The organism is Caballeronia sp. GAWG1-1 (assembly GCF_023631465.1).
GTDB lineage: Bacteria > Pseudomonadota > Gammaproteobacteria > Burkholderiales > Burkholderiaceae > Caballeronia.
This window is the reverse complement of sequence record NZ_JALQDB010000032.1, coordinates 393,009-416,642: the sequence shown is the minus strand read 5'-3', so window position 1 is coordinate 416,642 and position 23,634 is coordinate 393,009. Positions and strand designations below refer to the sequence as shown.

Genomic DNA, 23,634 nt, shown 5'->3' with positions numbered 1-23,634 from the left:
TGAAAGATCCTCAAACCGCTACCCGCTGAAAAGCGGGTTGCCTTAACTGCCTCAAACACAAAAAATCTGACAGTCCCCGCCGGCATGATGACGGCCGTCGCCAACTTGCGCTTGCAAGACATCGACGGCACGGCGATGGTCCACATCGCGCTTGTCGGCCCGTTTGACCGCCTCGGCCAGTTCCTTTTGAAGCTTGGCCGTGACGCTGCGTTCGCGATCGATTTCGAGCAGCGCGCGTTTCTCCGATGCTCTCAAACGCTCCTCGGCGCGGCTCGCCGCTTCGCGCAGCTTCTCGAGATCGCGCGAAAAGCCTTCGCGCACCTTGTCCAGTTCTCGGGCGCGTGCGCTTGCTTCGTCGTTGAGCCGTTTGATTTCGGCATCGACTGCCTTTCGCGTGGCCGCGTCTTCGGCGCGTTGCCGCTCCAACTCGCGAATCTCGGCCTGTGCCGCCGACAATGCAATCGTGCGCTGTTCCAGCGTCGTTTCCATGCGCCCCAGTTCCTCGCGCGCCGCAACTACCTTCTGCTCGGCCTCGGTGCGTTGCGCGTCAAGCTCTTCGCGTTGCGCGTTGAGTTCGGCCTGTGCCGACGTAGTTGCGCGCGTCCAAAGCGTGCCGATGAGTTCGCCAGCGGCATCGCTCAAATCCGGCGGCAGGTCCGGATGCTCGATGCGTACCCGGCTCTTCTCTCGCAACTCGGCCCAGAACTCGCCCAGCACCGATGCCGGCGTGCTCATGGTGCCGCGCCGAACCAGGCTGTAAAGGCGATTGGCCGTCGGCGGCACGCCGAATCGAAAGAACAGGAGCGTGCAGACTTCCCGGTAGAGCTCGCGCGTTTTCGGGAATTCGACTTTCAGGCGGTCAATGGCGGCGGCCAGTCGTGCGTCATCGGAGAGCGGTTCGGACATTGCGGTTTGGTCAGTTCTTGGAGGAGCAAGAATATAACGTAGAGCGGCCGATAATTAACGCTCGCTCGACTGCTTGGCCATATGGACAACCCCGTACTTACCCGCGCCAGCGTTCACACGCCGGTCCGCATTGTTATAATCCTTTCAACCCACGACTAAAACCTAACACCGCATAAAAGCCGTAATCCGATGGCCAAACCCGAACGCCTGCGCGTGCTCTCAAGCGCGCTCGAAAAGCAGAACGTGATGCGCTTGCGCGATGCAGCCGCCTTGCTCGGCGTCTCCGAGATGACCGTTCGCCGCGATATCGCAGCGCATCCCGGTCAATTCACTTACCTCGGCGGCTATATCGTCAGCGCGGCGGATTTGCCCAATGCAGCAGGCTATACCATCGAGGAAGAGAAGGATCACTTCGCTCAGGCCAAGGCGATTGCATCGAGCCATGCCGCGCATCTGCTTACCGATAGCGAGACCATCTTCATCGATTGCGGCACCACGCTCACCACGCTTGCGCGGCAGATTCCCACGGACATGCATCTCACCGTCGTGTGCTATTCGCTCAACGTGGCCGAGATTCTGCGCCGCAAGCCCAATGTCCGGCTAATCCTTCTTGGTGGCGTCTATGTGCCGTCATCCGAATCGTTTGCGAGCGATGAAAGCGTCGAGACGCTGAGGCGTATGGGCATCAACAAGGCGTTCATGTCGGCGGGTGGCGTGGATGAAGCGCGCGGTGTGACGTGCTGGAACTTTCACGAAGTGGCGATCAAGCAGGCGGCCATGGCAAGCGCCGTGGAGCGCCATCTCGTCGTCGATGCAAGCAAGCTCGGCAAGGTCAAGGCCGTGCGCTTCTCACAGATTTCCGAGTTCGACTCGGTCATCACCGAGGAAGGGCAGCGCAGACGCAAGCACGCGTAAAAAAGCCCGCAAAACGCTATGCGGGCTCTCTGCGGCTTCTGAACGACCAACCCACTACTGCCGTCGTCCGAGCGCGAACAACGTCCCTGCGACGAGAATGAATGCGCCGATGATCACCTTCTGCCAAGTGCTCGGCACGCCCACCAGAATCAGCACGCTGTTGATGAGCGTCACGAGCACGACGCCGAGCAACGTGCCCACCACCGTTCCCGTACCACCGGTTATACGTGCGCCGCCCAAAATCACGGCGGCGATCACATCGAGTTCCGTGCCGACCAAGTCGAAAGGATTAGCAAGCCGGTTGGTCGATACATGCAGAATGCCCGCGACGCCCGCAAGCAATCCCGTATAGCCGAACACGAACAGATGGATCGCGCGCAAGTTGTAACCGAGCCGTTCGGCGATGGTGAGACTACCGCCCATCGCGTAGACGCCGCGACCCATCATCGTGCGATTGAGCAGCCACCATGTGACGACCGCCGCGATCACGAGCGCGAGCACGGAGACCGGCAACACGGCACGCAAACCATCGGACGTGTGATAGAAGAAGAGCGGCAGGCGTCCGAACGTATCCATGCTGTGCGGAATGTTCATGAAGAACTGCGTGCCCACGAAAGTCAGCAACAAGCCGCGATACAAATACTGCGTGCCGATCGTCACGATCAGCGAAGGCGCCTTCAACCGATGCACGAGCATGCCATTGATGATGCCAAGCAAGACGCCGCCCAGCGCGCCCGCGATCAGTATCAACGCGAACGGACACTCCGGCCACCATGCGAAGACGGCCTTGGTGATCGAATACATCGTGAGTGCCGCTATCGCCGTGAACGACACGTCGATACCGCCCGAAGCCAGCACGACGAGCGTACCCAGCGCAAAGAGCGATACGGTGGTCGCCGAATGCAACAAGTCGAACAACGTGGCGAATTGGAAGAACCGCGGGTTCAGGCCACCCACGATCAGACACGTTACGAGAATCAGACCTAGGGTGAACCACTCGGGATTGCGCATCAGCCGCGCATAAAGACTGCCCTTGCGCACGCGCGGCGCGACGTCGCTCACGGCTTGCGGCACCGGCTCGCTTCCCGTGCGGCGGATGGATTCGCTCATACTCATGCTGCCTCTGAAAGTAACGCGTGATAAAGCTCGGCCTCGCTCAGACGATCCGCGCGATACTCGCTCGAAATCCGGCCCTTCTTCATCATCAAGATACGGTCGCAGTTTTGCAGCAGTTCGGGCAAGTCGTCGCTGATCAAAATGATGCCGATGCCCTCCTTCGAAAGCCGCTGCATGATGCGGTAAATGATGTCCTTCGATCCCACGTCGACACCGACAGTCGGTCCGTGCAGGATCAGCACGCGCGGATCGATGGCAAGCCACCGCCCGATCAACACGCGTTGCTGATTGCCGCCCGAAAGCGATTGCACGGGCTTGTCGACGTCGGGCGTGGCGATCTGCAAGTCCTTCACGGTGCGCTCGGCAAGCTCCTGCGCGCGCTTGCGATCGATCTGACCGAAGCGGTCCCGCAAGCTCGAAATCATCGCGGTCACGACGTTATCGCGAATCGGTTTGTCGAGAAAAAGCCCTTCGTTCAGGCGGTCTTCCGGGACATAGCCTATGCGTTGCGTCTTCGCATCCGCCGGCGTTTGCAGGCGCACGCGCATGCCGTCGAGCGTGACCGTGCCCATGTCGGCGGGCGCGACACCTGCCAGTGCGCGCGCGAGTTCGTTACGGCCCGAATCGAGCAGCCCCGTCACACCGAGTATCTCGCCCTTGTGCAGCTTGAACGATACATCGGCGAACTGGCCTTTGCGCCCGAGCGCCTGCACGTCGAGCACGATCTGCGATGCGCCTTCTTCCCCTTGCGCGCGATAGCGCTCGGTTGAAAGATGCTTGCCCGTCATGAGCTCGCTGATCTGCGCCTTCGTATAGTTTTCGATAGGACCTTGCGCCATCTTCTGGCCATCGCGCAGCACGATCACTTCGCCGCCGATTGCGTAGCACTCGTCGAGCTTGTGACTCACGAACAGCACGGCGACGCCGTCGGCACGCAAACGCGCGAGGACGGCGATGAGATTGTCCACTTCCTTTTGCGTGAGCGACGTGGTGGGCTCGTCCATGATGACAAACTTCGCTTCGCTGGCAATGGCGCGTGCGATTGCCACGAGCTGCCGCGTGGCGAGCGGCAATTGCTCGATCAACGTCTTCTGAAAATCCGCATCGCCCGGCAAGCCCACGGCTTCCAGCGCCCGTGCAGCGGTTTCGGCAAGCGCGCGGCGATCGAACGTGCGCGCGAGCTTGCCGTTGTGTTCGGCGAGCTCGGATGTGAGCGCGACGTTCTCCGCCACGTTCATGTTCGGCAGCAGCGACAAGTCTTGATAAACGGTCTCGATACCCGCGGAAAGCGATTCGAGCGGCGATAGCCGCGCATGTCTCACGCCTTCGATCACGAGTTCGCCTTCATCGGGCGGTTGCGCACCCGAGATGATCTTGATGAGCGTGCTCTTGCCGCAGCCGTTCTCGCCGAGCAGATGATAGATCTGCCCGCGTTCAAACGAGAGGCTCACGCCACGCAGCGCATAAACGCCTGTGAAACGCTTATGAATATCGACGACTTCGAGGAGCGGTGTCTCTTTGGTCATGGCTTATAGAAAGCAGGCAGCGCGAGGTAATGAACCACGCGCCGCGTACGTCACATCAGAACGGGTACTGCTTGTAGTTGGTCTTGTCGACATCGACCCAGCCGGTGCCGCGCACGATCACACCCTTGCCCGGGCCCTTGCTCACGGTGACTTTGTTGTATCCGGTAATGCCGAGGTCCGTACCGTTGTCGATGGTCTTGCCTTCCACCAACATCTGCGCGACCTTGTTCATTGCGAGACCGGCGAGCTTCGGGTCCCAGAACGCGATGCCGTTGACCGCTCCGCTTTCGAGGAACTTGCCTGCTTCAGTCGGCAGGCCCGTGCCATACACGCAGATCTTGCCGACCTTGCCCGCTTCTTCCACTGCACGGCCAATGCCGATCACATCCAGCGACGACGAGCCCTGAAAGCCCGTCAGATCCGGATGCTTGCGCAGCACTTCCTTCGCGACCTGATAAGCACGCTCGCCGTCGTTATTCGTCTCGAGCTTCGGCTCGACCAGATCCATTTTCGGATACTTGGCCTTTGCATTGCCGATACCGCCATCGGCCCATTGCACTTGCGAGCGGCTGCCGAGCGAGCCCACTAGCACGGCCCACTTACCCTGGCTTCCCATGCACTTCGCAAGACGTTCGTTCAAGCCCGCACCGTAGGCGGTGTTATCGAACGCTTCGATATCCACCATGGTGTTCTTCGCGTTGTCCGCTTCATGCGTGACGACCTTGATGCCGCGATCCATCGCCTTCTTGAGCGCGGGTTCGAGCGTCGGCGGATCATACGGCACGACTGCAATCGCCGTGACTTTCTTCGCGATCAAGTCTTCGATGATCTTCAGCTGTTGCGCGGCATCGGCACGCCCCGGACCTGTCTGATACACGGAGATGTTCGGATTGTCCTTGCCGAACTGCTTTACGCCTTCGTCCATGCGATTGAACCAGTTGATGCCGGTCACTTTAACGACCGTCACGATGGTCTCGTTGTTCGCAGCTTGCGCGGCTGCAATGGCTCCTGCCGCAAGCGCGATTGCCGTGAGCGCGGTGGTGATTTTCTTGAGTTTCATAGTGCTGTCTCCTTTGCCTCTGTCACTTGGTCTCTTTATGAATCACGGGGAAATAAAAGCGTTTCAACGTCCGGTCGATGCGGGCGGTTGCGGCACCTTGCTGGAAGGCTTCGCGCCGCCTATACCGAAGATTGCGCGCACGCGTTCGCCACCTGCGAATGCAAGCGATGCAAGCAGCAAGAAACCCCACGCGCAGTCACCGAAGAATTGCGACACGCCGAGCAGATTGAACAGGCTCGACAGAAACTGCAAGACGGTCGCGGCAAGAAACACGCAGACTATACGTCCATAGCCGCCAGCGGGATTCACGCCGCCCATGACCGCGATGAGGATTGCGATCAGCAAATACGAATTGCCGTAATCCCATTTCGCGCTCGACGTATGCGTCGCGCTGATGAGTCCGGCAAGCGATGCAAGCACGCCACAAAGACCATACGTGACGATCAGCATGCGCGTGCGCGGAATGCCCGCATAAAACGCGGCCTTCGGATTCGTGCCCATGAGATACAGCCGCAGACCGAACGGCGTGCGCTTCAATATCCAACCGAGCAACAAGACGGCGGCGACGAAAATCCACAACGATATGGGTACTTGCAGGAAGGTGCCGTTACCGATGTTGGAAAGCGGATCGACATATTCCACCCGCACCGAAGCACCGTTACTCAGCACCACCGCGATACCCGTGAATAGCAGTTGCGTGCCGAGCGTGCAGAGAATGGGCGTGAGCCTCAGCTTTGCGATCACCACGCCATTTAGGATACCGCCAAGCGCACCCATTGCCACGACGATGCATACGAACACGCCGGTATAGAGCGCCGGTGAATCGTCGCCCGAGACCATTTGCGGCAGCAACATTGCCGCGACCATGCCAGACAGATTCGCGAGCCCCACTCCGGACAGATCGATCCCGCCGTTGCCCGACACCATCGACAGCATGATGCCGAGTGCGAGCAGCCCGAGTTCGGGCAACTGTCCGCCCATCGACTGAAGATTGTCGATGTCGAGAAACTGTCCTTTGGAAAGCCATGTCGCGATGATCACGACCAGCAAGTTCACGCCGACCAGAAAGTTCAGTTGGCGATCGGCGAGCCACTTCGATCCCTTCATCGCACCTCGCTCCTTTCGCCGAGCACAGCGTTGATTTCATCGAGACGCGGCATCGACGGAGCGGTGCCCGCGCGCGTCACCGAAAGGCTCGCCAGCGCGCAACCGAAGCGCACGGCAGCCAGCGCCGAATCGCCGCGTGCAAGCGCCGCTGCGAAGCCGCCTGTGAAGCCGTCGCCCGCGCCTGCGGTCTCGACTACACGGCCGCAGTCGAAGGCCGGCACGAGTTCGGATTTGCCGCCCGACGTATGCAGCAATGCGCCCTTTTCTCCGAGCGTGACGATCACCGCACGCGCGCCCTTCTTGAGCAAGACATCCGCTGCCCGGCGAGCGTCATCGACCGATTCGATCGCCACGCCCGTGAGCGCGGTTGCTTCCGTTTCATTGGGCGTGATGTAGTCGCAGAGCGGATAGATGTCGTCGGTGAGCGGAAGCGCTGGAGCGGGATTGAACACCGTTGTCACGCCATGCTTGCGCGCGAGTTCGAGACCACGACGCGCAGCGGGCAGCGGCTGTTCGAGTTGCGTGACGAACACGGATGCACGTGCGATATCCGCTTCGATCGCTTCGATGTCTTCGGGTCCAAGCGTGCCCGCAGCGCCGGCCGCCACGATGATCGCGTTGCCGCCCGTGTTTTCGTCGACGTAAATATGCGCGGCACCCGTGGCGATGTCGTCCAGCACGGTCGCACGCGATGCGATGCCTTCAGCCGCCCACGTTGCCTGTGCGATTTGGCCGAACGCGTCGTTGCCAATGCGCGTGCAGAAGATCACGTCGGCGCCCGCACGCGCGGCCGCCACGGCCTGATTTGAGCCCTTGCCACCCGGACCCATTGCAAACGCCGAGCCTGCCACGGTTTCGCCAAGCAAGGGCATGCGTTGTGCACGGAACGCGAGGTCGGTGACGTAGATGCCGAGAATGACCACGCTCATCGCGCTTCTCCTTCAGACGCGTCGGCAGCGAGCTGCACGCCCTTCTTGAAGATGAAGCAGCCATAACCGCGCGCTTCGCCCGTGGCTATCACGCAATACGCATTCTTGGCGCGTTCGTAGAACGCAAAACGTTCGATCGGCGCGAAAGCCTGTGCACGCCCTTCTGCGTCGTCCACTTCGCGTTGCGCCTCGCGTTGCACGGCAGGCAAAGTAGTTGCATTGCCAACTACTTCCATGCGGCCTGCCGGATCTTCGACGAACGTATCGAGCGGCAACACCGAAAGCACGGCACGCACCGCACGTGGCGCGCTCGCGCCATCCATGCGCAGCACCTTGCCTAACACCGTTTTCCGGGCCACCGAGTCAGCTGGAAAATGAGCATCGCAGATCACCACTTCGTCGCCATGTCCCATCGCGGCAAGCGCGTACAGGATGTCGGCATTCAATAGTGGATCGATATTCTTCAGCACAGCGTCTCCTCCATGCATGGGCGCGCTTCGTCCCGAAGTCTTCGCCCTTCAATTCTCACATGCGTACCGTCGATCAATCGCCGTACGGCACCCAGATATTCTTCACCTGCACGGCCTGACGCAAGAACGGCAAGCCTTCGCTCGATGCATCGTGCCAGTCGAACACGCGACCGTTATCGACGAACGTGCGTTTCAGATTACCCACCGACTCACGTTCGGCCAGCGTCGAAAGGGCCGCGCCGTGGAAGGACCAGAGCGCGTCGACATCGTCGTGCTGCGCGAGCGTTTGAGCCAGCGAGCGTACATCGCCCGTGACGATATTGAGCGCACCGCCTGGCACATCCGACGTTTCCGCGATCTGATAGAAGTCCGTCGCCATCAGCGGACACGTCTCGCTCGGCACCGCGACCACGCGATTACCCAGCGCAAGCGCAGGCGCCACCAGCGACACGAAGCCGAGCAACGGCGCTTCGTCGGGGCACACCACGCCGATCACGCCGAGCGCTTCGTGCATGGCGAGCGCCACACCGTGCAAAGGCGGCGCATGCACCGCTCCGTCGAATTTGTCGGACCATGCCGCATACGTAAAGAAACGCGCAATGGATGCTTCGACTTCGCGCTTCGCATCGCGTTCGCTGGACCCGCCACGCGTGACGAGTTGCCTTGCGAACTCATCGGCGCGCGCACTGAGATTCTCGGCCATGTAATACAGCACCTGCGCGCGATTATGCGCGCTTGCGGCCGTCCACTTCGTCATGCTGCGCGCAGCGGCCACCGCGTTCCGAATGTCCTTGCGATTGCCCTCGCCCACTTCGCCGACAATCTCGCCCGACGGCGAACGCACGAGCCGCGAATAGCCGCTATCGGGCCGCGCTTGCTTGCCGCCGATAAAGAGCTTCGCCGTGCGGTCGATGGTGCTGACATTGCCCGTATCGAGCAACGCATCGGGCTGTGCCGGCGTTGCCTTCATTTCCCCGCGAACTGGCAGCTTCGCCCAGGCACGCGGTTTCAGGTATTCATAGACGCCTTCGCGTCCACCTTCGCGGCCAAAGCCCGACTCGCGATATCCGCCGAAGCCCACGGCTGCGTCGAAGAGATTGGTTGCATTGATCCACACGACGCCGCATTGCAGGCGCGGCGCAACGTCCAGCGCGCGGCTGATGTTCTCGCTCCACACGCTGGCCGCGAGACCATAGCGCGTGTTGTTGGCCAGTGCGACGGCTTCCTCGGGCGTGCGAAAGCTCATCGTCACGAGCACCGGACCGAAGATCTCTTCCTGCGCAAGCGTGCTTGCAGGCGCCACGTTGGTCACGAGCGTCGGCGGAAAAAACGCGCCGCCTTCGGGCAACGTGAGACGCGACGGCTGGAAGATGGCGCAGCCTTCGCTTTCGCCCTTGGCGACGAGCGAACGAATACGTTCGAGTTGCACGTCATCGACGATAGCGCTCATGTCGATGCCTTTATCGAGCGACGTCCCGACCCGCAGCGTCTCCATGCGGCGCTTCAGCTTGTCGACGAAAGCCGCTTCGATGCCTTCCTGCACGAGCAAACGCGAACCCGCGCAGCACACTTGTCCTTGATTGAACCAGATGGCGTCGACCACACCTTCGACCGCGCTATCGAGATCGGCATCGTCGAATACGATGAAGGGCGACTTGCCGCCCAGTTCGAGCGTGAGCGATTTTCCCGAGCCCGCCGTCGTCGCGCGAATCTGTCGACCCACTTCGGTCGATCCCGTGAACGCAATCTTCGCGACACGTGGATGCTCGACGAGCGCCGCACCCGTGCGGCCATCGCCCGTCACGACATTGAGCACGCCTGCCGGCAAGCCCGCGCGATGCGCCAGTTCGGCGAAGAGCAACGCGGTAAGCGGCGTGTATTCGGCCGGCTTGAGCACCACGCAATTGCCGAGCGCGATAGCAGGCGCGATCTTCCAAGCAAGCATCAGCAGCGGAAAATTCCACGGCACGATTTGCCCGATGACACCGAGCGGCGCCCAGTCGGCGAACTCGCGATCCTGCAACTGCGCCCAACCCGCGTGATGCAGAAAATGCCTTGAAACAAGGGGGATATCGATGTCGCGCGACTCGCGAATCGGCTTGCCGTTGTCCAGCGATTCGAGCACGGCGAAGAGCCGCGCATGTCGCTGCACCATGCGCGAAAGCGCATAGAGATGCCGCGCGCGTCCCGCACCGCCAATCGCTTGCCAGCCTTCGAGCGCGGCTTGCGCGGCCGCCACGGCAGCCGCAACATCGGCATCGGTGCCTTGCGCGATGGACGCAAGTACGCGCCCTGTCGCCGGCTCGCGCGATTCGAAACGCTCGGCGTTGTCGTCATCGCGCCATGCGCCATTGATGAAATGACCGAAACGGCCGGCGTGTTGATCGAGCCACGTGCGCACGGCGCGATCGTCTTCCGGTGCGGGTCCGTATTCCATCGAAGAAAAATATTCGGCTACGCTCATGAGGGCTGTCTGTTGGATGCGTGATGCGTGATTCAGGCGACGGGATGGCGATTGAACGACGAATACCGTCCGCTCACGTGATGTTCGAGTTGCCGCTCGATATCGGCGAGAAGGCTCGACGCGCCAATGCGGAACAACTCCGGTTCGAGCCATTCACGCCCGAGTTCTTCCTTCATGAGGATCTGATATTCGAGCGCGGTCTTGGCCGTCGAAACGCCGCCCGCAGGCTTGAAGCCGATGGCAACGCCGGTGCGCGCCAGATATTCGCGGATCATGCGCACCATGACGAGCGAGACGTCGAGCGTGGCGTTGACGCTTTCCTTCCCCGTCGATGTCTTGATGAAATCCGCGCCGGCCATCATGCAGATCATCGATGCCTTGGCGATGTTCGACAGCGTGCGGATGTCGCCCGTGCCGAGAATCGCCTTGACGTGCGCGTTGCCGCACGCGGCGCGGAAGTCGCGCATCTCGTCGTAGAGCGCCTTCCAGTTACCGGTCAACACGTACTCACGGGTGACGACGATATCGATGTCTGCCGCGCCGTCCTTCACCGAGGCCTCTATCTCGCGCAACTTGAGTTCGTGCGGATTGAGACCAGCGGGAAAACCCGTGGAGACGGCCGCGACCGGAATGCCGCTCCCGTCCAGCGCGTTCACGGCGGCTTTGACATAGCGGTGATACACGCAAACCGCGCCTGTCCTGATCGATCCAGGCATCATGCCGAGCGCTTCGAGCAAATCGTCTCGCACCGGGCGACGCGCCTTTGCGCAAAGACGTTCGACGCGCGCGGTGGTGTCGTCGCCGCTCAACGTGGTGAGGTCGATGCAGGTGATCGCCTTGAGCAGCCACGCGGCCTGTGCGTCCTTCTTGACAGCGCGACGCGTGCCAAGCGTGGACGCGCGGCGCAGCACGGCGGACTGATTCACGCGCAAGCCATCGAGCCACGAGAGGTCGAAGGGCACGCCAGGATTACGATCGCTCACATGCCCGGCTTGGACTTTCCCGGGCCACGCGACGACGGACTTCGTTGCAGTTTCCAGCATGAGATCGGGGTGCTGCGGTCTTGTGCGACGCACAACATGTTTTGATAGATTGATCTCATTCTAAATCACATTTGTGAAGATCGTAACATAGGGAAAGTTCGGAGGCGCTATGAGAGGATTTAGGGCATGGGGCTTGCGGACGGTTTGCTTTCTCATACGCTGGAGCCCCCATGCATATCATTTGCCACATGATGTCCTCGCTCGATGGCCGCAGCCTTACCGACGGCTGGCATCTCGACTTTCCATCGCCGTGTTATGAAGAAACCGCCGCGACCTTCAAGGCCGATGCCTGGGCGTGCGGCCGCGTCACCATGCAGGAAATCTCACACGGCAAGGACAAGGATTATCCGCGTGGCCTCGCCAAAGGTCCTATCGAACGCACGGACCATTTCGCCAAACGCGACGCAAGCCAGTACGCAATTTCAATCGACCCTAAGGGCCGCGTGACGTGGAAGACGAACACGGCACTCGACTCGCATATCGTCGAAGTGCTCGCGGAAGATGTCGATGACGACTACCTCGCCTATCTGCAATCCATCGGCGCGTCCTACGTGTTCGGCGGAAAGAAGGATATCGAGCTCGCGCGCGTCGTGGAAACGCTCGAGCACGAGTTGAAGATTGGCACGTTGATAGTCGAAGGCGGCGGGCATGTATCGGGCGCGTTCGTCAATGCGCAACTCGTCGATGAAGTCAGCGTGCTGATCGTGCCGCTCGTCGACGGCCGCGAGGCGCATCCCTCTTCATTCGAAGTGGCGATGGACAAATGGCAAAAGCCCGCTTATCTCAAGCTCGATTCGGCGAAGACGCTCGATAACGACATGGTGTGGCTGCGTTATAAGCGCAAGGACTAGGCTAGCGCATCCACGCGCGCGAGGAACGCCAACAATTCGCCGACAATCGCTTCGGGCGCATCTTCCTGCATGAGATGCCCCGAGCACGCCACTCGCGTGAACCGCGCGCCCGGAATGCGCGAAGCCAATTCGACGCCGCGTTTCGCTGGAATCCACTGGTCTTCCTCGCCCCAAAGAACCGTCACGGGGCAACGCAAATCGCCAAAGCGTGCTTCGATTTCATCGGTATAACGCTGGTCCATCTGCGCGATCTGTCTGTAGAAAGCCGCCTGTCCCGGTTCGCCGATCCACGGCCGCGTGTAGATGCGCAGCACGTCTTCCGAAAGCGGCCGATGCGCCGCGCCTTGCACATAAGCATCGACCATGGCCCGATGTATGTAGGGCGGCACGCCCGCGAACGCACTCTCATGTTCACGAACGTGCAGCACGAAGGGCGATCCCCACGGCGACAGCGCGACAGGGTCGATCAGCATCAAGGAACGATAAACGCAGCCGTTCAGTAGCGCGGCCCGCAACGAAGTGGCGCCACCAAAGTCGTGCGCGAGCACGTCGGGCAACGCGCCCTTCCAGTCACGCTTCCAGTGATCGAGCAATGCCGCGAGCACGCGATTCTGCACGCCGAGCGATACGTCCTGCCCCTCGCGCTTGTCCGACTCGCCGTATCCCAGAAGATCGAAGTAATGCACGCGATGCGTCCGCGCCATCACCGGCGCAATCCGCCGCCATACCTGCGATGAGAACGGCGTGCCGTGCACCATCACGAGCGGCGCGCCCTCGCCTATCGCGCCATAACGGATAGCCTGACCTTCGAAGTCGAAAACCTGGTCGAGCGGCAATGCGCCCGCTGATGAATCGCTCATGGCTCGCTGTCTGCGTTGGATGTGGTCCGACAGCATAAACCACGAACGCGAAATCGGCCGCAACTCTGTTTGCAACCCGTTTTGATGATACGAGTCGCGGCCAGTTGCCTTGCTTAACGCAGATTCGTGCGCGCCAGCTCGACGATTTCGTCGCCACGGCCGCTCAAGATAGCGCGCAGCATGTAGAGACTGAAGCCCTTCGCTTGCGATAGCTCGATGGTCGGCGGCATCGCCAATTCATGCTTGGCGGTGACGACATCGACGAGCGCGGGGCCGTCGTGCGCGAAGGCATTGCGCAATGCGCCCTCCAGTTGCTCCGACTCTTCCACGCGCACCGACCATATGCCCGCGCCCTTCGCAATCTGCGAGAAGTCGGTCTTGCTGAGATCGACATTGGTGTCGAGATAACCGCCCGCCTTGAGCTCCATCGACACGAAGCCGAGCAAGCTGTTATTGAACACGACGACCTTGATCGGCAGCTTCAACTGAATGGCGCTCAAGAGATCGCCTAGCAGCATGGACAAACCGCCATCGCCCGACAGTGAGACCACTTGCCGTTGCGGATGCGCCGCTTGCACGCCGAGCGACTGCGGCATTGCGTTCGCCATGGAACCGTGATTGAACGAGCCATGCAACTGACGCTTGCCGTTCATCGTGAGGTAGCGCGCGGCCCACAACGTGGGCGTGCCGACATCGACGGTAAAGATGGCATCCTCAGCGGCGATGTCATCCACCAGCTTCGTGAGATATTGCGGATGAATCGGACGGCCAGGCGCCGAAGGTGTCGCGTAGTGATCGAGATCCTTGCGTGCATCTGCATAGTGCTTGAGCGCGTTGTCGAGGAAGCGTCGTTCCGTCTTGCGCGTGAGCTTGGGCAAGAGCGCCGTGAGCGTCTCCTTGATGGTGCCGACAATACCCATGTCGAGCGGCGTGCGCTTGCCGAGCTGCGCCCCGCGCCAGTCTATCTGCACGACCTTCGCGTGCGGCGGATAGAACGGCCGATAAGGGAAGTCGCAACCGAGCAGCACGAGCGTATCGCAGGACATCATGGCGTGATAGCCCGAGCTGAAGCCGATCAAGCCCGTCATGCCGACATCGAAAGGATTGTCGTATTCGATGAATTGCTTGCCGCGCAACGCATGCACGACCGGCGCTCCGAGTGTATCGGCAAGCGCGACCACTTCGTCGTGCGAGCCCGCCACACCGCTGCCGCACATGATGGTCACGGCTTCGCAGCCGTTGAGCATGGCCGCGAGTGTGTCGAGTTGCGATTCGGCTGGAACGATTGCGCTCGGTTCGCTTGCGGTCCACCGTGGTTCGACTCCGGGTCCGTCGCTCAAGGCAACATCGCCCGGCAGCACGATTACCGCGACGCCACGTTGATCGAGCGCCGCGCGCATCGCACGTTCGAGCACGCGCGGGAACTGCGATGCGTTCGACACCAGTTCGACGAAGTGACTGCATTCCTTGAAGAGCTCTTGCGGATGCGTTTCCTGAAAGTATCCGAGGCCGATTTCCGTCGATGGAATATGCGCGGCAATGGCCAGCACGGGCTGTTGGTTACGATGACAGTCGTAAAGCCCGTTGATGAGATGCAGATTGCCGGGACCGCAACTGCCCGCGCAGACGGCGAGCTTGCCGGAAGAAGCTGCGTCCGCGCCCGCGGCAAAGGCCGCGGCTTCTTCGTGGCGAGTATGCATCCAACGAATAGACCCGACTTTATCGAGGCTGTAGGCAAGCCCGTTGAGGCTGTCGCCCGTCACGCCCCAGATGCGTTCGACGCCCGCAGCGGCAAGCGTCTTTGCCAGATAATCGGCGATGGTGCTTTTGGCCATGTTCACTCCAATGACATACAGGTTCGTTGGACGGTTGCACGTGTACTTAGACAGAAGAAATATCACAGTGCACGCTGACACGTCGTAAACCGTGCTGTCATACCAAGGGCCCGGTCCGAAGACCAGGCCCCTGGTGAAGCGTTTTCAAAGGTCGTCGAACGTTATTTCATCGACATCAGATGCGGCAGAAACTGCGGAATATGCGGGAAGAAAATGATCAGCAGTAAGTCGATCACGAGCGCGAGAATGAAAGGCAGAATCGCACGCGTCGCCTTTTCGACCGATACACCACCAATGGACGCCGCCGTGAAGAGGCAGAAGCCAATAGGTGGAAGATTGATGCCGATAGCCGAATTGATCAGCACGATCACGCCGAATACGACGGGATCGATATGCATCTGCACGACGAGCGGCAGGAACACCGGGATTATCACCGCGATACTCGAAATGGTTTCGAGCACCGTATGCGCCGCGATCAGAAACAGGTTGATGAGAATGAGCAGGATGATCGCGCTCGTCGTGATCGCAAGGAAACTGTTCGCCACATGCAAGGGAATTTGCGCTTCGATCAGATACCGGCCGAGCACGAAGGCAAGACCCAACAGGAACGACACGCGCGTCGTGTTCACCGACGTCTTGACGAGAATCTCCTTGAAATGCGAGAGCTTCAAGGTGCGGAAGTTGAACGCGCTCACCAGCGTGACGTACACCGCCGCAACCACGCCTGCCTCGACCGGCGTGAAGATGCCGCCAAGAATGCCGCCCAGAATGATGATCGGCGTGAGCAAGGCCCAGAATGCTTCGCGAAACGTAGTCCACAACTTGCGTGCGCTGAACGGCTCGACCGCGCTGTAGTCGTTGCGCACGGCGGTCACGTAGTTCACGATCATGAACGAAGCGACCACTAGGAGCATCGGCAAGATACCGGCAATAAACATTGTGCCTACCGATACATTCGCCGTGTAAGCATAGACGAGCATGCTCATCGATACCGGCGAAAGCAGCCCGAGCGATCCCGCCGCCGATTGCAATGCCACCGCGAACGCACGCGAATAGCCCTTCTTCACCATGCCCGGAATCATCACGGAGCCGATCGCCGCCGTATCCGCCGTGGCCGATCCCGAGAGGTCCGCGAAGAACATGCTCGCAACAATCGTGACCTGTCCGATACCGCCACGCATGAAGCCGACGAGCGCTTGCGAAAACTCGATGATGCGTCGCGAAACGCCGCCCGAATCCATGATCGCGCCCGTGAGCATGAAGAACGGAATCGCGAGCAGACCCACGTTATTGAGGTTCGAGAAGAGCTGTTGCGGAATGACGAGCAGCGGCGTGCCATTGATCGACAACGCCAGCGTCGCCGCGATACCAATACAGATGGCCACCGGTACACCGAGGCCAAGCAGCCCTGCGCCTAGAGCGATTGCCCACATGATGTCTTTATCCTAGAGATGGTCGGACACGCCTTCGATCAAAGTGGCGTTGGTCTGCGTCTGCGGCGCGAGGTGCGACACGACGATGCGCACCAGCGAATGAAACACGAGCAACGCGCCGCACACGGGAATGGAAAGATACGGATAGACCATCGAGATGGGAATCGATGCGGCTGTCTCCGTGCCCATCAACGCGAGCATGTCCGAGCCATACGCGACGAACACGGCGCCGAGCGCGAGAATCGCGCAGTCCGTGAAGTCCTTGAGCAAGGGCGCGATCGCCGCCGGCACGCGATCGGCCAGCACGCGCACTTCAGGATGTGCGCGTAACTTGACGCCTGCCGCCGCACCCAGGCACGTGAGCCAGACGAAGAGATACGCCGCGGCTTCGTCGGACCACGAAAGCGAGTCGTGCAGCACGAAGCGGAACACGACCCCGAGACCGGCGACGATCACCGCTGCCAGCAAGAGGCAACTGCTGACGAACAGGTTCAGCTTCAGAACCATGTCGTCGATGAACATCAAGCCACGCGCGAGCTTTTCCATACGGGTTTCCTCCGGCACTTCCGGTGACAAAGGCGTCATTTGGATGCCACGGACGAGGCCTGCTTGGCCGCGTTCATCTCGGCGTAGAGCGCGGCGCCATCCGGAATCTTCGCAACGAGTTCGTCACGCGCGGACTTCGTGGCTTCGGCCCACGGCGCAGTGTCGACCATCGTCACTTGAATGCCCTTGGCCTTCATCGTCGCGAGTGCGGCGTCGTATTCGCGCTTGTACTCCTTCAGGTCGAAATCGGCGGCGACCGCGGCTGACTCTTGAAAAGCCTTCTGGTCAGCAGGCGACAGCTTGGTCCAGGCGCTCTTGCTCATCGCGAGCACGACGGGCAGGTAGTTCACGTGCGTCACATAGAAATGCTTGGCGACGTCGGAGAACTTGTCCTGCACGAATTGCTCGGGCGATGTGTCCGCGCCATCGACGAGGCCTTGCGACAGCGCGAGGAACAACTGGTTATAGGCGAGCGGCGTGGGGTTCGCGCCGAGCGCCTTATAGCCCGCGATATAGCCGGGGCTTTGCATCACGCGCACCTTCAGGTCCTTCATGTCGGCAAGCGACGTGACCGGACGTTTGGTCGTGAAGAGATTGCGTTCGCCGACAGCAAGCCACGTGAGACCGACCATGTTGACCGGCTGCATCATGTCGAGATACTTGCGGCCGACGGGTCCTTGCAGCACCTTGTTCGCCTCATCCATGCTGCTGAAGAGATAAGGCATGTCGAAAATCTGCCATTGCTTGATCGTATTGTCGATAGGCGCTTGCGCGGAGATCATGAGTTCCTGCGTGCCGGTGCGCAACGCCTGCGCCATCTGCACTTCGCCCCCGAGTTGCGATTGGGGAAAGAGCTGAATCTCGACATGGCCATGCGTGCGTTGCGCGACTTCCTTGGCGAAGACCTGCGCGGTCAGTTGATAGTGATTGTCCGGTGCGAGCGTATGGCCAAGCTTCATCACGACCTTGTCCTGCGCCATCGCGCTGCCTGTTGCGGCGACGCACAATGCGGCGAGCACGGCGCTCATCGTCACGCGCAACGAGCGATGCGCCTTGAAAAGCGAATTCATGTTGTCTCCTTCCCACGTTCTTCACGATATGGACACCGCCTTCTGCCTCTTCTTGTGCCTCATGTGTCGTGCATGTCGAAGAGCGACGGGTTGACGCAAGTATTTGTGATCGCGTCAACGGTGCGTTAGGACCAGGCTCCAGATTTCTTGTACTTTTTAACGCTGGTTTCCATGCAAACGCGACGTGACGCTAAAAAGTCCAAAAGATCGCGCGAACCGTCCTACCGCGTGAACCAAGCGCATCTTTAAAGTGACTTCCACGTTGACGGTGTGTCGCTCGCAAGCGATACGCCGTGTTTACCCCACCTAATACACTGGTTCGTCAACATGGCCAAACGCCCGCACATGGACTGTTATGCAATCGGCGATACCGCCGATTTCGCAAAGACCGTATCCGAATACGACATCTATGGATTTGCCGGGATAGTCGGCGACTTTTACGCCGTGCATCTGAACGAAGAGTTCGCCAAGACCACGCGCTTCGAGAAGCGCATTGCGCAAGGCTGTCTCTCGGTCGGCTTTCTTTCGACAGTCATGGGCCATATGGCGGCGAAGGCGCCGAGTCCGGGCGCGGTGTCGTATCGCTATGACATCACGTTCAATGCGCCGGTGTTTATAGGCGATACGGTCACTGCGCGTCTCACGCTCGAAGAGAAGGATGAAGAGCGCAACGTGTGCGTATTCGTCGCCGATGTCACGCGGCAAGACGGCGTGGTCGTGGCATCGGGCAAGACTTACCTCAAGGTGCTGTGACACGATGCTGATGAACACCTCGCCCGTCATAGCGGAACAGCACGGCGCGCTGCGTCTCCTGACGCTCAACCGCGCCGATAAACTCAATGCCTTCACGCCGGAAATGCTCGCGGCGCTCGAAGCAGGACTCGACGATGCACTCGCCGACGATGCAACGCGCGTTATTGCCATCACGGGTAGCGGTCCCAAGGCCTTCGCTGCCGGCAACGATATCGAGCGACTGGTCACGCTCGACAGCGCGGGCGCGTATCGTGACATGGTAGCCGGGCAGCGCGCGTTGTTGCGCCTGCATGAAAGCGCCAAGCCGACCATCGCAATGGTCAATGGCTTCGCGCTAGGCGGCGGTTTCGAATTGGCGCTTGCCTGCGACTTCGTGATTGCATCGACGAAAGCGAGCTTCGGGTTTCCCGAGATCACGCTCAATACCATGCCAGGCTGGGGTGGCACGCAACTTGCCGTCGCCAAGATGGGGCTCGCCTGCGCCAAGCGATTCGTGTTGAGCGGGCGGCGTCATACGGCTCAGGAATGCGCGTCGTTCGGCTTTCTGCACGAGATCGTCGAACACGATGCATTGTTCGATACAGTGCGCGAGTTCGCCGAAACACTCGCCGTCTACGACCCCTTCGCAATGGAAATGGCGAAGCGCGCGCTCAATCGCGCGAACGAAATGCCCTTGTCCGCAGGACTCGACTTTGAAGCAGCGCAATACGCGGTGAATTTCACGAGTGAAGGCGCGCGCGCGGGCTTGAGGCAGTTCATGGAAAAGCGCCTTGCACGGCGCGCCTCGACCGTGACGGTGACTGAATGAGCACGATACATCGTTTGCCTCACTGGCTCGGCGAAGAGCACGCCATGATTCGTGAAGCCGTTCGCCGCTTTGCCGACAAAGAGATTGCACCGCATTCCGAGGAGCTCTGGGAGCAAGAAGCCTTTCCCTACGATATCTGGCGTCAAGCCGGCGAGCTTGGCTTCACCGGCCTGCCTTATGCGGAGCAATGGGGCGGTGGCGGTGGCGACTGGCTTTCGTTTGTCATCGTGCTAGAAGAACTGGCGCGCGTGGATTGCGCGGTCGCGAACGCCTTGATGGCCAATTCGACTGTCGCGAGTCTCTTGTCGAACTACGGCACATCGACGCAAAAGGACCTTTATTTAAGGCCTATTCTCGAAGGCCGCCAGATCGGTTCGATCGGTTTGTCCGAGCCCGATGCGGGATCGGATGCGGCCAACATCGCCACACGTGCGCGCTTCGATGGCGAGCGCTGGGTCATCGATGGCGCGAAGACTTTCATCAGCAACTCGGGCACTGAACTCGGCGGGCCGGTGGTAATCGCGGCTGTGACCGGTACGCGTGCCGATGGCAAGAAAGAGATTTCGAACTTCATCGTGCCTTCGGGCACTACTGGCTATCAAACGGGCCGCAAGCTGCGCAAGATCGGCTGGCGCGCTTCGATCACGCACGAGTTGTTCTTCGAAAACTGCGCGATTCCCGCAGAGAATTTGCTTGGTGAACGCGGCGCGGGTTTGCGTCAGACGCTCGCGCAGATCAGCACGGGCCGCATTTTAATCGGCGCGCTTGCGCTCGGCATCTTGCAAGGCTCGCTCGAACGGTCCGTCGAATACATGAAGACGCGCCGCGCGTTCGGCCGCGCGATAGCGGAGTTTCAAGGCCTGCAATTCAAGGTCGCCGACATGGCGACGCACGCGCATGCCGCACGTCTCATGCTTTACGACGCCGCCACATTGAAGGACAGCGGCGCGCCGTTCGACATGCAGGCATCGCAAGCCAAGCTCTTCGCCTCGGAACAGGCGATGCACGCGGCGCATCAGGCATTGCAGATACACGGCGGTTACGGCGTGATGGCGGAGTATCCGGTAGCGCGTGCATTCGGCGACGCCAAGGTGCTCGAGATCGTCGAAGGGACATCCGAAATACAACGCATGATCATCGCGCGTGCGGCGCTTGCCTGATAACGCGCGGACGAAGGGGGAGTTTATGCTGGAAGGCATCAAGGTACTGAGTTTCACCCATTTTCTGCAAGGGCCCGCCGCCGTGCAGATGCTCGCCGATGTCGGTGCGGATGTCATCAAGATCGAGCCACCGGGCGGCGCGTTCGAGCGAAGCTGGACCGGCGCGGACGCTTTCGTCGAAGGCGTGAGCGTGTTTTTTCTGCTGGGCAATCGCAATCAGCGCAGCATCTCGCTCGACTTGCGTGAGGAAGCCGCGCGTGAAATCGTGTGGCGTCTGATCCGCGAAGCCGACGTATTGATAGAGAACTACCGCCCCGGTGTGCTCGACAAGATGGGCTTCGGCTATGCGCAAGTGCACGAGGTCAACCCGCGTCTCGTGTATTGCTCGTGCACGGGTTATGGATCGTCGGGTCCCTATCTCAAGCGCCCGGGACAAGACCTGCTATTACAAGCGATGAGCGGCATGACCATGCTTTCAGGTGAAGCCGATTCGCCGCCGACGCCTGTAGGCTCCGCTATTGTCGATCAACATGCAGCGGTGCTGGCAGCGTTTGGCGTGGTTGCTGCACTTCAGTCGCGCGAACGCACGGGTATGGGTACGCGTGTCGAGAGCAATTTGCTGAACGCGGCACTGGATTTGCAGATCGAGCCTTTCACGTACTACATGAACAAGGGTCCGCTCTGGCAGCGCACCCAGCCGCCAACGGGCAGCCGCTTTCATCCTGCGCCCTATGGCGTCTATAAAACGCTCGACGGTCATATCGCGATCTCGCTTACACCGACGCAGAAGCTCTCCAATGCGCTCGATGTCCCCGCGCTCGCCGAGTTCACGCATCCGAAAGACAACGTGCGGCGTCGCGATGAAATCAATCGACTGGTCTATGACGCGTTGACCAGGCGCACGACAGAAACATGGATGCGCGTCTTCGAGGAGCACGATATCTGGTTCGCGCCGGTCAACGACTACGAGCAGGTCGAGGTCGACCCTCAAGTCGCGCATAACCAGATGATCATGTCGTTCGAACACGAAGAGGCGGGACCGATACGCGTACTTGCGCATCCGGTGCGCTATGACGGCGAGGCGCCGCCCATGCGACGGCATCCTCCGCGACAGGGCGAGCACACACGTGAGGTGCTGGCCGAACTGGGTTATGACACTACGCGGATCGACGAACTAGTCGATGCCGGCATCGCGCTGACTTCGAGGAGAAATGCATGAGCGCCCAACTACACGCTGCTCCCGCAGCACCCGAACTGCTGCGCTTCGACGATGTGGAAATCGGCCGCTCGCAGGTGGACGTCCACACCGTGGTCGAATCGGCGGTCAATGCGTTCGGTCATCTGTCGGGCGATCTGAATCCCCTGCACATGGAGCAAGCGTTTGCGGAGCGCTCACCGTTCGGAAGACGCGTCGTGCACGGCCTGTTGACGGCCTCGCTCGTCTCGGCCGCACACACGCGACTGACCGGTCCGGGCTTCGCTTATGTCGGACAAGAACTGCGTTTTCTGGGGCCAGTGTTCATCGACGACACCATCACCATCAACGTGACCGTGGTGGAGAAGAAGGACGCCAAGCGAATTCTCGTGATGGACACCATGGTTCGCAATCAACGCGGCAAGGTCGTGCTGAGCGGGCTTTCCGCGCTAAAAGAACTCAAGTTCGAATGAGACGCGTCGGGGAATCCGCCAGTTACGGGCGGCGCAAGCATTCGTTAGACTTCGATGTAGCGCCGCGAAAACGAGCGCAGCACGAATGAAGCGCCGCCCGCAGGAGACGAAAGTTGAGTACCGCATGTGGTTGCCACGTTCCGGTCATCAAGATCGAGAACTACGAATATGGCGCGCACGTCAAGTCGATGGACTTCCACTTTGCGCCGCTCGAAGTCATGAAGTCGACACTGCCTTATCCGCATCGGCATGACTTCTATCACATCGCCTGGGTGGTGACGGGCACGGGTCATCATGTCATCGACTCGGTGCGTTACGAGGTGCGTCCGCAGTCGCTGTTCTTCATGGCACCAGGCCAGATACACGACTTCGTTCTATCCCCCGATACGGTCGGCTGGTCGATCAGCTTCTCATCCGAGTTCTTTTCGTTTCGCGTGCAGAACCGGCATTCGGAAACCGAAGTGCCGGTGCACGACTTCGATCAGCTTGCCGCAGCGGTCTATCTGAACGACGCGCAAGCGCATGAAATGATGCGTCTCATCGACGGCATGATGGACGAGTATCGCTCGGAACTGCACGGCCATCAGGATGCAATCTGGGCTTATCTGCGTATCTTTTTGCTCAAGGCCGCGCGCATGAGCAGCGCGGCAGCGGTCACGGAGTCGGGCACGTCGCGTAACGTGTTGTTGTCGCGCCGCTTCAAAAGCCTTCTGGAGAAGCATTTTCGCTCGATGAACGATGCCGCCGACTATGCGCGTCTGCTCAACGTGACCGAGCGCGCGCTCAACGAAGCCACGCGCGCGGCGCTCGGCAGCACGGCTGCAAAGCTGATACGCGAACGCGTCATGCTCGAAGCCAAGCGCTTGCTGCTGCATTCCGAAGTGAACGTCGCGGAGATCGCATCGCAACTCTCTTTCGACGACCCCGCTTATTTCAGCCGGTGCTTTCGCAAGCACACAGGCCGCTCACCGATCGACTATCGCCGCAGCCTCGACAAGTTGCATATTTGAACGCGCATTCGGTATTCCATGCAGAAATGTCCAACAGATCCCGCGTTTCATCCTAACGTCGCGTGAGCATGGGTTTTTAAAATCGACGTGCGTGTTCAACGTAT

The 23,634-nt window shown here is 60.3% G+C and carries 21 protein-coding genes and 1 pseudogene; 8 read left to right on the top strand and 14 right to left on the bottom strand.

The window, feature by feature from the left end; genetic code table 11:
• Positions 1-78: 78 nt before the first annotated feature.
• Positions 79-906 (bottom strand): annotated as a pseudogene (locus tag NCT03_RS23085) (DNA-binding protein); the annotation flags it as partial.
• Between the two features lie 189 nt (positions 907-1,095).
• On the opposite strand from NCT03_RS23085, the gene NCT03_RS23080 reads away from it, so the two are divergent.
• Positions 1,096-1,821: a DeoR/GlpR family DNA-binding transcription regulator gene (locus NCT03_RS23080; protein WP_244831370.1), complete on the top strand. Its 726-nt coding sequence runs from the start codon at positions 1,096-1,098 to the stop codon at positions 1,819-1,821.
• Between the two features lie 54 nt (positions 1,822-1,875).
• On the opposite strand, the gene NCT03_RS23075 is transcribed toward NCT03_RS23080, so the two are convergent.
• The 8 genes from NCT03_RS23075 to deoC form a co-directional block, all read right to left on the bottom strand.
• The gene (locus NCT03_RS23075; RefSeq protein WP_244831369.1) at positions 1,876-2,937 is read right to left on the bottom strand and encodes an ABC transporter permease; all 1,062 of its coding nucleotides are present in this window, start codon (positions 2,935-2,937) and stop codon (positions 1,876-1,878) included.
• Positions 2,934-4,463, bottom strand: a complete 1,530-nt coding sequence (locus NCT03_RS23070; protein WP_244831368.1) for a sugar ABC transporter ATP-binding protein — start codon at positions 4,461-4,463, stop codon at positions 2,934-2,936. The genes NCT03_RS23075 and NCT03_RS23070 overlap by 4 nt, the downstream gene beginning before the upstream one ends.
• Before the next feature lie 55 nt (positions 4,464-4,518).
• Positions 4,519-5,523, bottom strand: coding sequence for an autoinducer 2 ABC transporter substrate-binding protein (locus NCT03_RS23065; RefSeq protein ID WP_250468013.1), 1,005 nt, complete (start codon positions 5,521-5,523; stop codon positions 4,519-4,521).
• A gap of 63 nt (positions 5,524-5,586) precedes the next feature.
• Positions 5,587-6,630 carry an ABC transporter permease gene (locus NCT03_RS23060; protein ID WP_250494051.1) on the bottom strand — a complete coding sequence of 348 codons (1,044 nt, stop codon included), beginning with the start codon at positions 6,628-6,630 and terminating at the stop codon, positions 5,587-5,589.
• Positions 6,627-7,559, bottom strand: coding sequence for a ribokinase (rbsK, locus tag NCT03_RS23055; RefSeq protein ID WP_244831366.1), 933 nt, complete (start codon positions 7,557-7,559; stop codon positions 6,627-6,629). Before rbsK ends, NCT03_RS23060 begins: the two co-directional genes overlap by 4 nt.
• Positions 7,556-8,029 (bottom strand): RbsD/FucU family protein, encoded by a 474-nt coding sequence (locus NCT03_RS23050; protein ID WP_244831365.1) that lies wholly within the window; start codon positions 8,027-8,029, stop codon positions 7,556-7,558. The genes rbsK and NCT03_RS23050 overlap by 4 nt, the downstream gene beginning before the upstream one ends.
• 73 nt (positions 8,030-8,102) lie before the next feature.
• Complete coding sequence (locus NCT03_RS23045) at positions 8,103-10,493, bottom strand: aldehyde dehydrogenase family protein (RefSeq protein WP_250494050.1); 2,391 nt, start codon at positions 10,491-10,493, stop codon at positions 8,103-8,105.
• Between the two features lie 32 nt (positions 10,494-10,525).
• Entirely contained in the window at positions 10,526-11,536 is a 1,011-nt protein-coding gene (deoC, locus tag NCT03_RS23040) for a deoxyribose-phosphate aldolase (RefSeq protein ID WP_250494049.1), read from the bottom strand.
• A gap of 170 nt (positions 11,537-11,706) precedes the next feature.
• Here deoC and NCT03_RS23035 point away from each other — a divergent pair, with 170 nt between their 5' ends.
• Positions 11,707-12,387: a RibD family protein gene (locus NCT03_RS23035; RefSeq protein ID WP_250494048.1), complete on the top strand. Its 681-nt coding sequence runs from the start codon at positions 11,707-11,709 to the stop codon at positions 12,385-12,387.
• Here the strand turns inward: NCT03_RS23035 and NCT03_RS23030 are convergent.
• The 5 genes from NCT03_RS23030 to NCT03_RS23010 form a co-directional block, all read right to left on the bottom strand.
• Positions 12,384-13,247 (bottom strand): alpha/beta fold hydrolase, encoded by an 864-nt coding sequence (locus NCT03_RS23030; RefSeq protein ID WP_244831361.1) that lies wholly within the window; start codon positions 13,245-13,247, stop codon positions 12,384-12,386. The two genes, NCT03_RS23035 and NCT03_RS23030, sit on opposite strands and share 4 nt — an antisense overlap.
• 113 nt (positions 13,248-13,360) lie before the next feature.
• On the bottom strand, positions 13,361-15,082 hold the full coding sequence (gene poxB / locus NCT03_RS23025) for a ubiquinone-dependent pyruvate dehydrogenase (protein WP_250494047.1): 1,722 nt from the start codon (positions 15,080-15,082) through the stop codon (positions 13,361-13,363).
• A gap of 161 nt (positions 15,083-15,243) precedes the next feature.
• Positions 15,244-16,515 carry a TRAP transporter large permease gene (locus tag NCT03_RS23020; RefSeq protein ID WP_250494046.1) on the bottom strand — a complete coding sequence of 424 codons (1,272 nt, stop codon included), beginning with the start codon at positions 16,513-16,515 and terminating at the stop codon, positions 15,244-15,246.
• Positions 16,516-16,527: 12 nt separating this feature from the next.
• The gene (locus NCT03_RS23015; protein ID WP_250494045.1) at positions 16,528-17,100 is read right to left on the bottom strand and encodes a TRAP transporter small permease; all 573 of its coding nucleotides are present in this window, start codon (positions 17,098-17,100) and stop codon (positions 16,528-16,530) included.
• Complete coding sequence (locus NCT03_RS23010; protein ID WP_244831357.1) at positions 17,097-18,131, bottom strand: TRAP transporter substrate-binding protein; 1,035 nt, start codon at positions 18,129-18,131, stop codon at positions 17,097-17,099. Before NCT03_RS23010 ends, NCT03_RS23015 begins: the two co-directional genes overlap by 4 nt.
• Positions 18,132-18,458: 327 nt before the next feature.
• Here NCT03_RS23010 and NCT03_RS23005 point away from each other — a divergent pair, with 327 nt between their 5' ends.
• From NCT03_RS23005 to NCT03_RS22980, 6 genes are all read left to right on the top strand, one after another.
• Positions 18,459-18,884: a MaoC family dehydratase gene (locus tag NCT03_RS23005; RefSeq protein ID WP_244831356.1), complete on the top strand. Its 426-nt coding sequence runs from the start codon at positions 18,459-18,461 to the stop codon at positions 18,882-18,884.
• A 4-nt stretch (positions 18,885-18,888) separates the two neighbouring features.
• Positions 18,889-19,692 carry an enoyl-CoA hydratase/isomerase family protein gene (locus NCT03_RS23000; RefSeq protein ID WP_244831355.1) on the top strand — a complete coding sequence of 268 codons (804 nt, stop codon included), beginning with the start codon at positions 18,889-18,891 and terminating at the stop codon, positions 19,690-19,692.
• The gene (locus NCT03_RS22995; protein ID WP_250494044.1) at positions 19,689-20,852 is read left to right on the top strand and encodes an acyl-CoA dehydrogenase family protein; all 1,164 of its coding nucleotides are present in this window, start codon (positions 19,689-19,691) and stop codon (positions 20,850-20,852) included. Before NCT03_RS23000 ends, NCT03_RS22995 begins: the two co-directional genes overlap by 4 nt.
• Positions 20,853-20,877: 25 nt before the next feature.
• Positions 20,878-22,071 carry a CaiB/BaiF CoA transferase family protein gene (locus tag NCT03_RS22990; protein ID WP_250494043.1) on the top strand — a complete coding sequence of 398 codons (1,194 nt, stop codon included), beginning with the start codon at positions 20,878-20,880 and terminating at the stop codon, positions 22,069-22,071.
• Positions 22,068-22,520, top strand: coding sequence for a MaoC family dehydratase (locus NCT03_RS22985; protein WP_244831352.1), 453 nt, complete (start codon positions 22,068-22,070; stop codon positions 22,518-22,520). Before NCT03_RS22990 ends, NCT03_RS22985 begins: the two co-directional genes overlap by 4 nt.
• A gap of 113 nt (positions 22,521-22,633) precedes the next feature.
• Positions 22,634-23,530: a helix-turn-helix domain-containing protein gene (locus tag NCT03_RS22980; protein WP_244831351.1), complete on the top strand. Its 897-nt coding sequence runs from the start codon at positions 22,634-22,636 to the stop codon at positions 23,528-23,530.
• Positions 23,531-23,634: the final 104 nt, after the last annotated feature.

Coding starts and splice junctions, on each gene's coding strand:
- NCT03_RS23080 (WP_244831370.1), top strand. CDS start 1,096: ATGGCCAAACCCGAACGCCTGCGCGTGCTCTCAAGCGCGCTCGAAAAG.
- NCT03_RS23075 (WP_244831369.1), bottom strand. CDS start 2,937: ATGAGTATGAGCGAATCCATCCGCCGCACGGGAAGCGAGCCGGTGCCG.
- NCT03_RS23070 (WP_244831368.1), bottom strand. CDS start 4,463: ATGACCAAAGAGACACCGCTCCTCGAAGTCGTCGATATTCATAAGCGT.
- NCT03_RS23065 (WP_250468013.1), bottom strand. CDS start 5,523: ATGAAACTCAAGAAAATCACCACCGCGCTCACGGCAATCGCGCTTGCG.
- NCT03_RS23060 (WP_250494051.1), bottom strand. CDS start 6,630: ATGAAGGGATCGAAGTGGCTCGCCGATCGCCAACTGAACTTTCTGGTC.
- rbsK (WP_244831366.1), bottom strand. CDS start 7,559: ATGAGCGTGGTCATTCTCGGCATCTACGTCACCGACCTCGCGTTCCGT.
- NCT03_RS23045 (WP_250494050.1), bottom strand. CDS start 10,493: ATGAGCGTAGCCGAATATTTTTCTTCGATGGAATACGGACCCGCACCG.
- deoC (WP_250494049.1), bottom strand. CDS start 11,536: ATGCTGGAAACTGCAACGAAGTCCGTCGTCGCGTGGCCCGGGAAAGTC.
- NCT03_RS23035 (WP_250494048.1), top strand. CDS start 11,707: ATGCATATCATTTGCCACATGATGTCCTCGCTCGATGGCCGCAGCCTT.
- NCT03_RS23030 (WP_244831361.1), bottom strand. CDS start 13,247: ATGAGCGATTCATCAGCGGGCGCATTGCCGCTCGACCAGGTTTTCGAC.
- poxB (WP_250494047.1), bottom strand. CDS start 15,082: ATGGCCAAAAGCACCATCGCCGATTATCTGGCAAAGACGCTTGCCGCT.
- NCT03_RS23020 (WP_250494046.1), bottom strand. CDS start 16,515: ATGTGGGCAATCGCTCTAGGCGCAGGGCTGCTTGGCCTCGGTGTACCG.
- NCT03_RS23015 (WP_250494045.1), bottom strand. CDS start 17,100: ATGACGCCTTTGTCACCGGAAGTGCCGGAGGAAACCCGTATGGAAAAG.
- NCT03_RS23010 (WP_244831357.1), bottom strand. CDS start 18,131: ATGAATTCGCTTTTCAAGGCGCATCGCTCGTTGCGCGTGACGATGAGC.
- NCT03_RS23005 (WP_244831356.1), top strand. CDS start 18,459: ATGGCCAAACGCCCGCACATGGACTGTTATGCAATCGGCGATACCGCC.
- NCT03_RS23000 (WP_244831355.1), top strand. CDS start 18,889: ATGCTGATGAACACCTCGCCCGTCATAGCGGAACAGCACGGCGCGCTG.
- NCT03_RS22995 (WP_250494044.1), top strand. CDS start 19,689: ATGAGCACGATACATCGTTTGCCTCACTGGCTCGGCGAAGAGCACGCC.
- NCT03_RS22990 (WP_250494043.1), top strand. CDS start 20,878: ATGCTGGAAGGCATCAAGGTACTGAGTTTCACCCATTTTCTGCAAGGG.
- NCT03_RS22985 (WP_244831352.1), top strand. CDS start 22,068: ATGAGCGCCCAACTACACGCTGCTCCCGCAGCACCCGAACTGCTGCGC.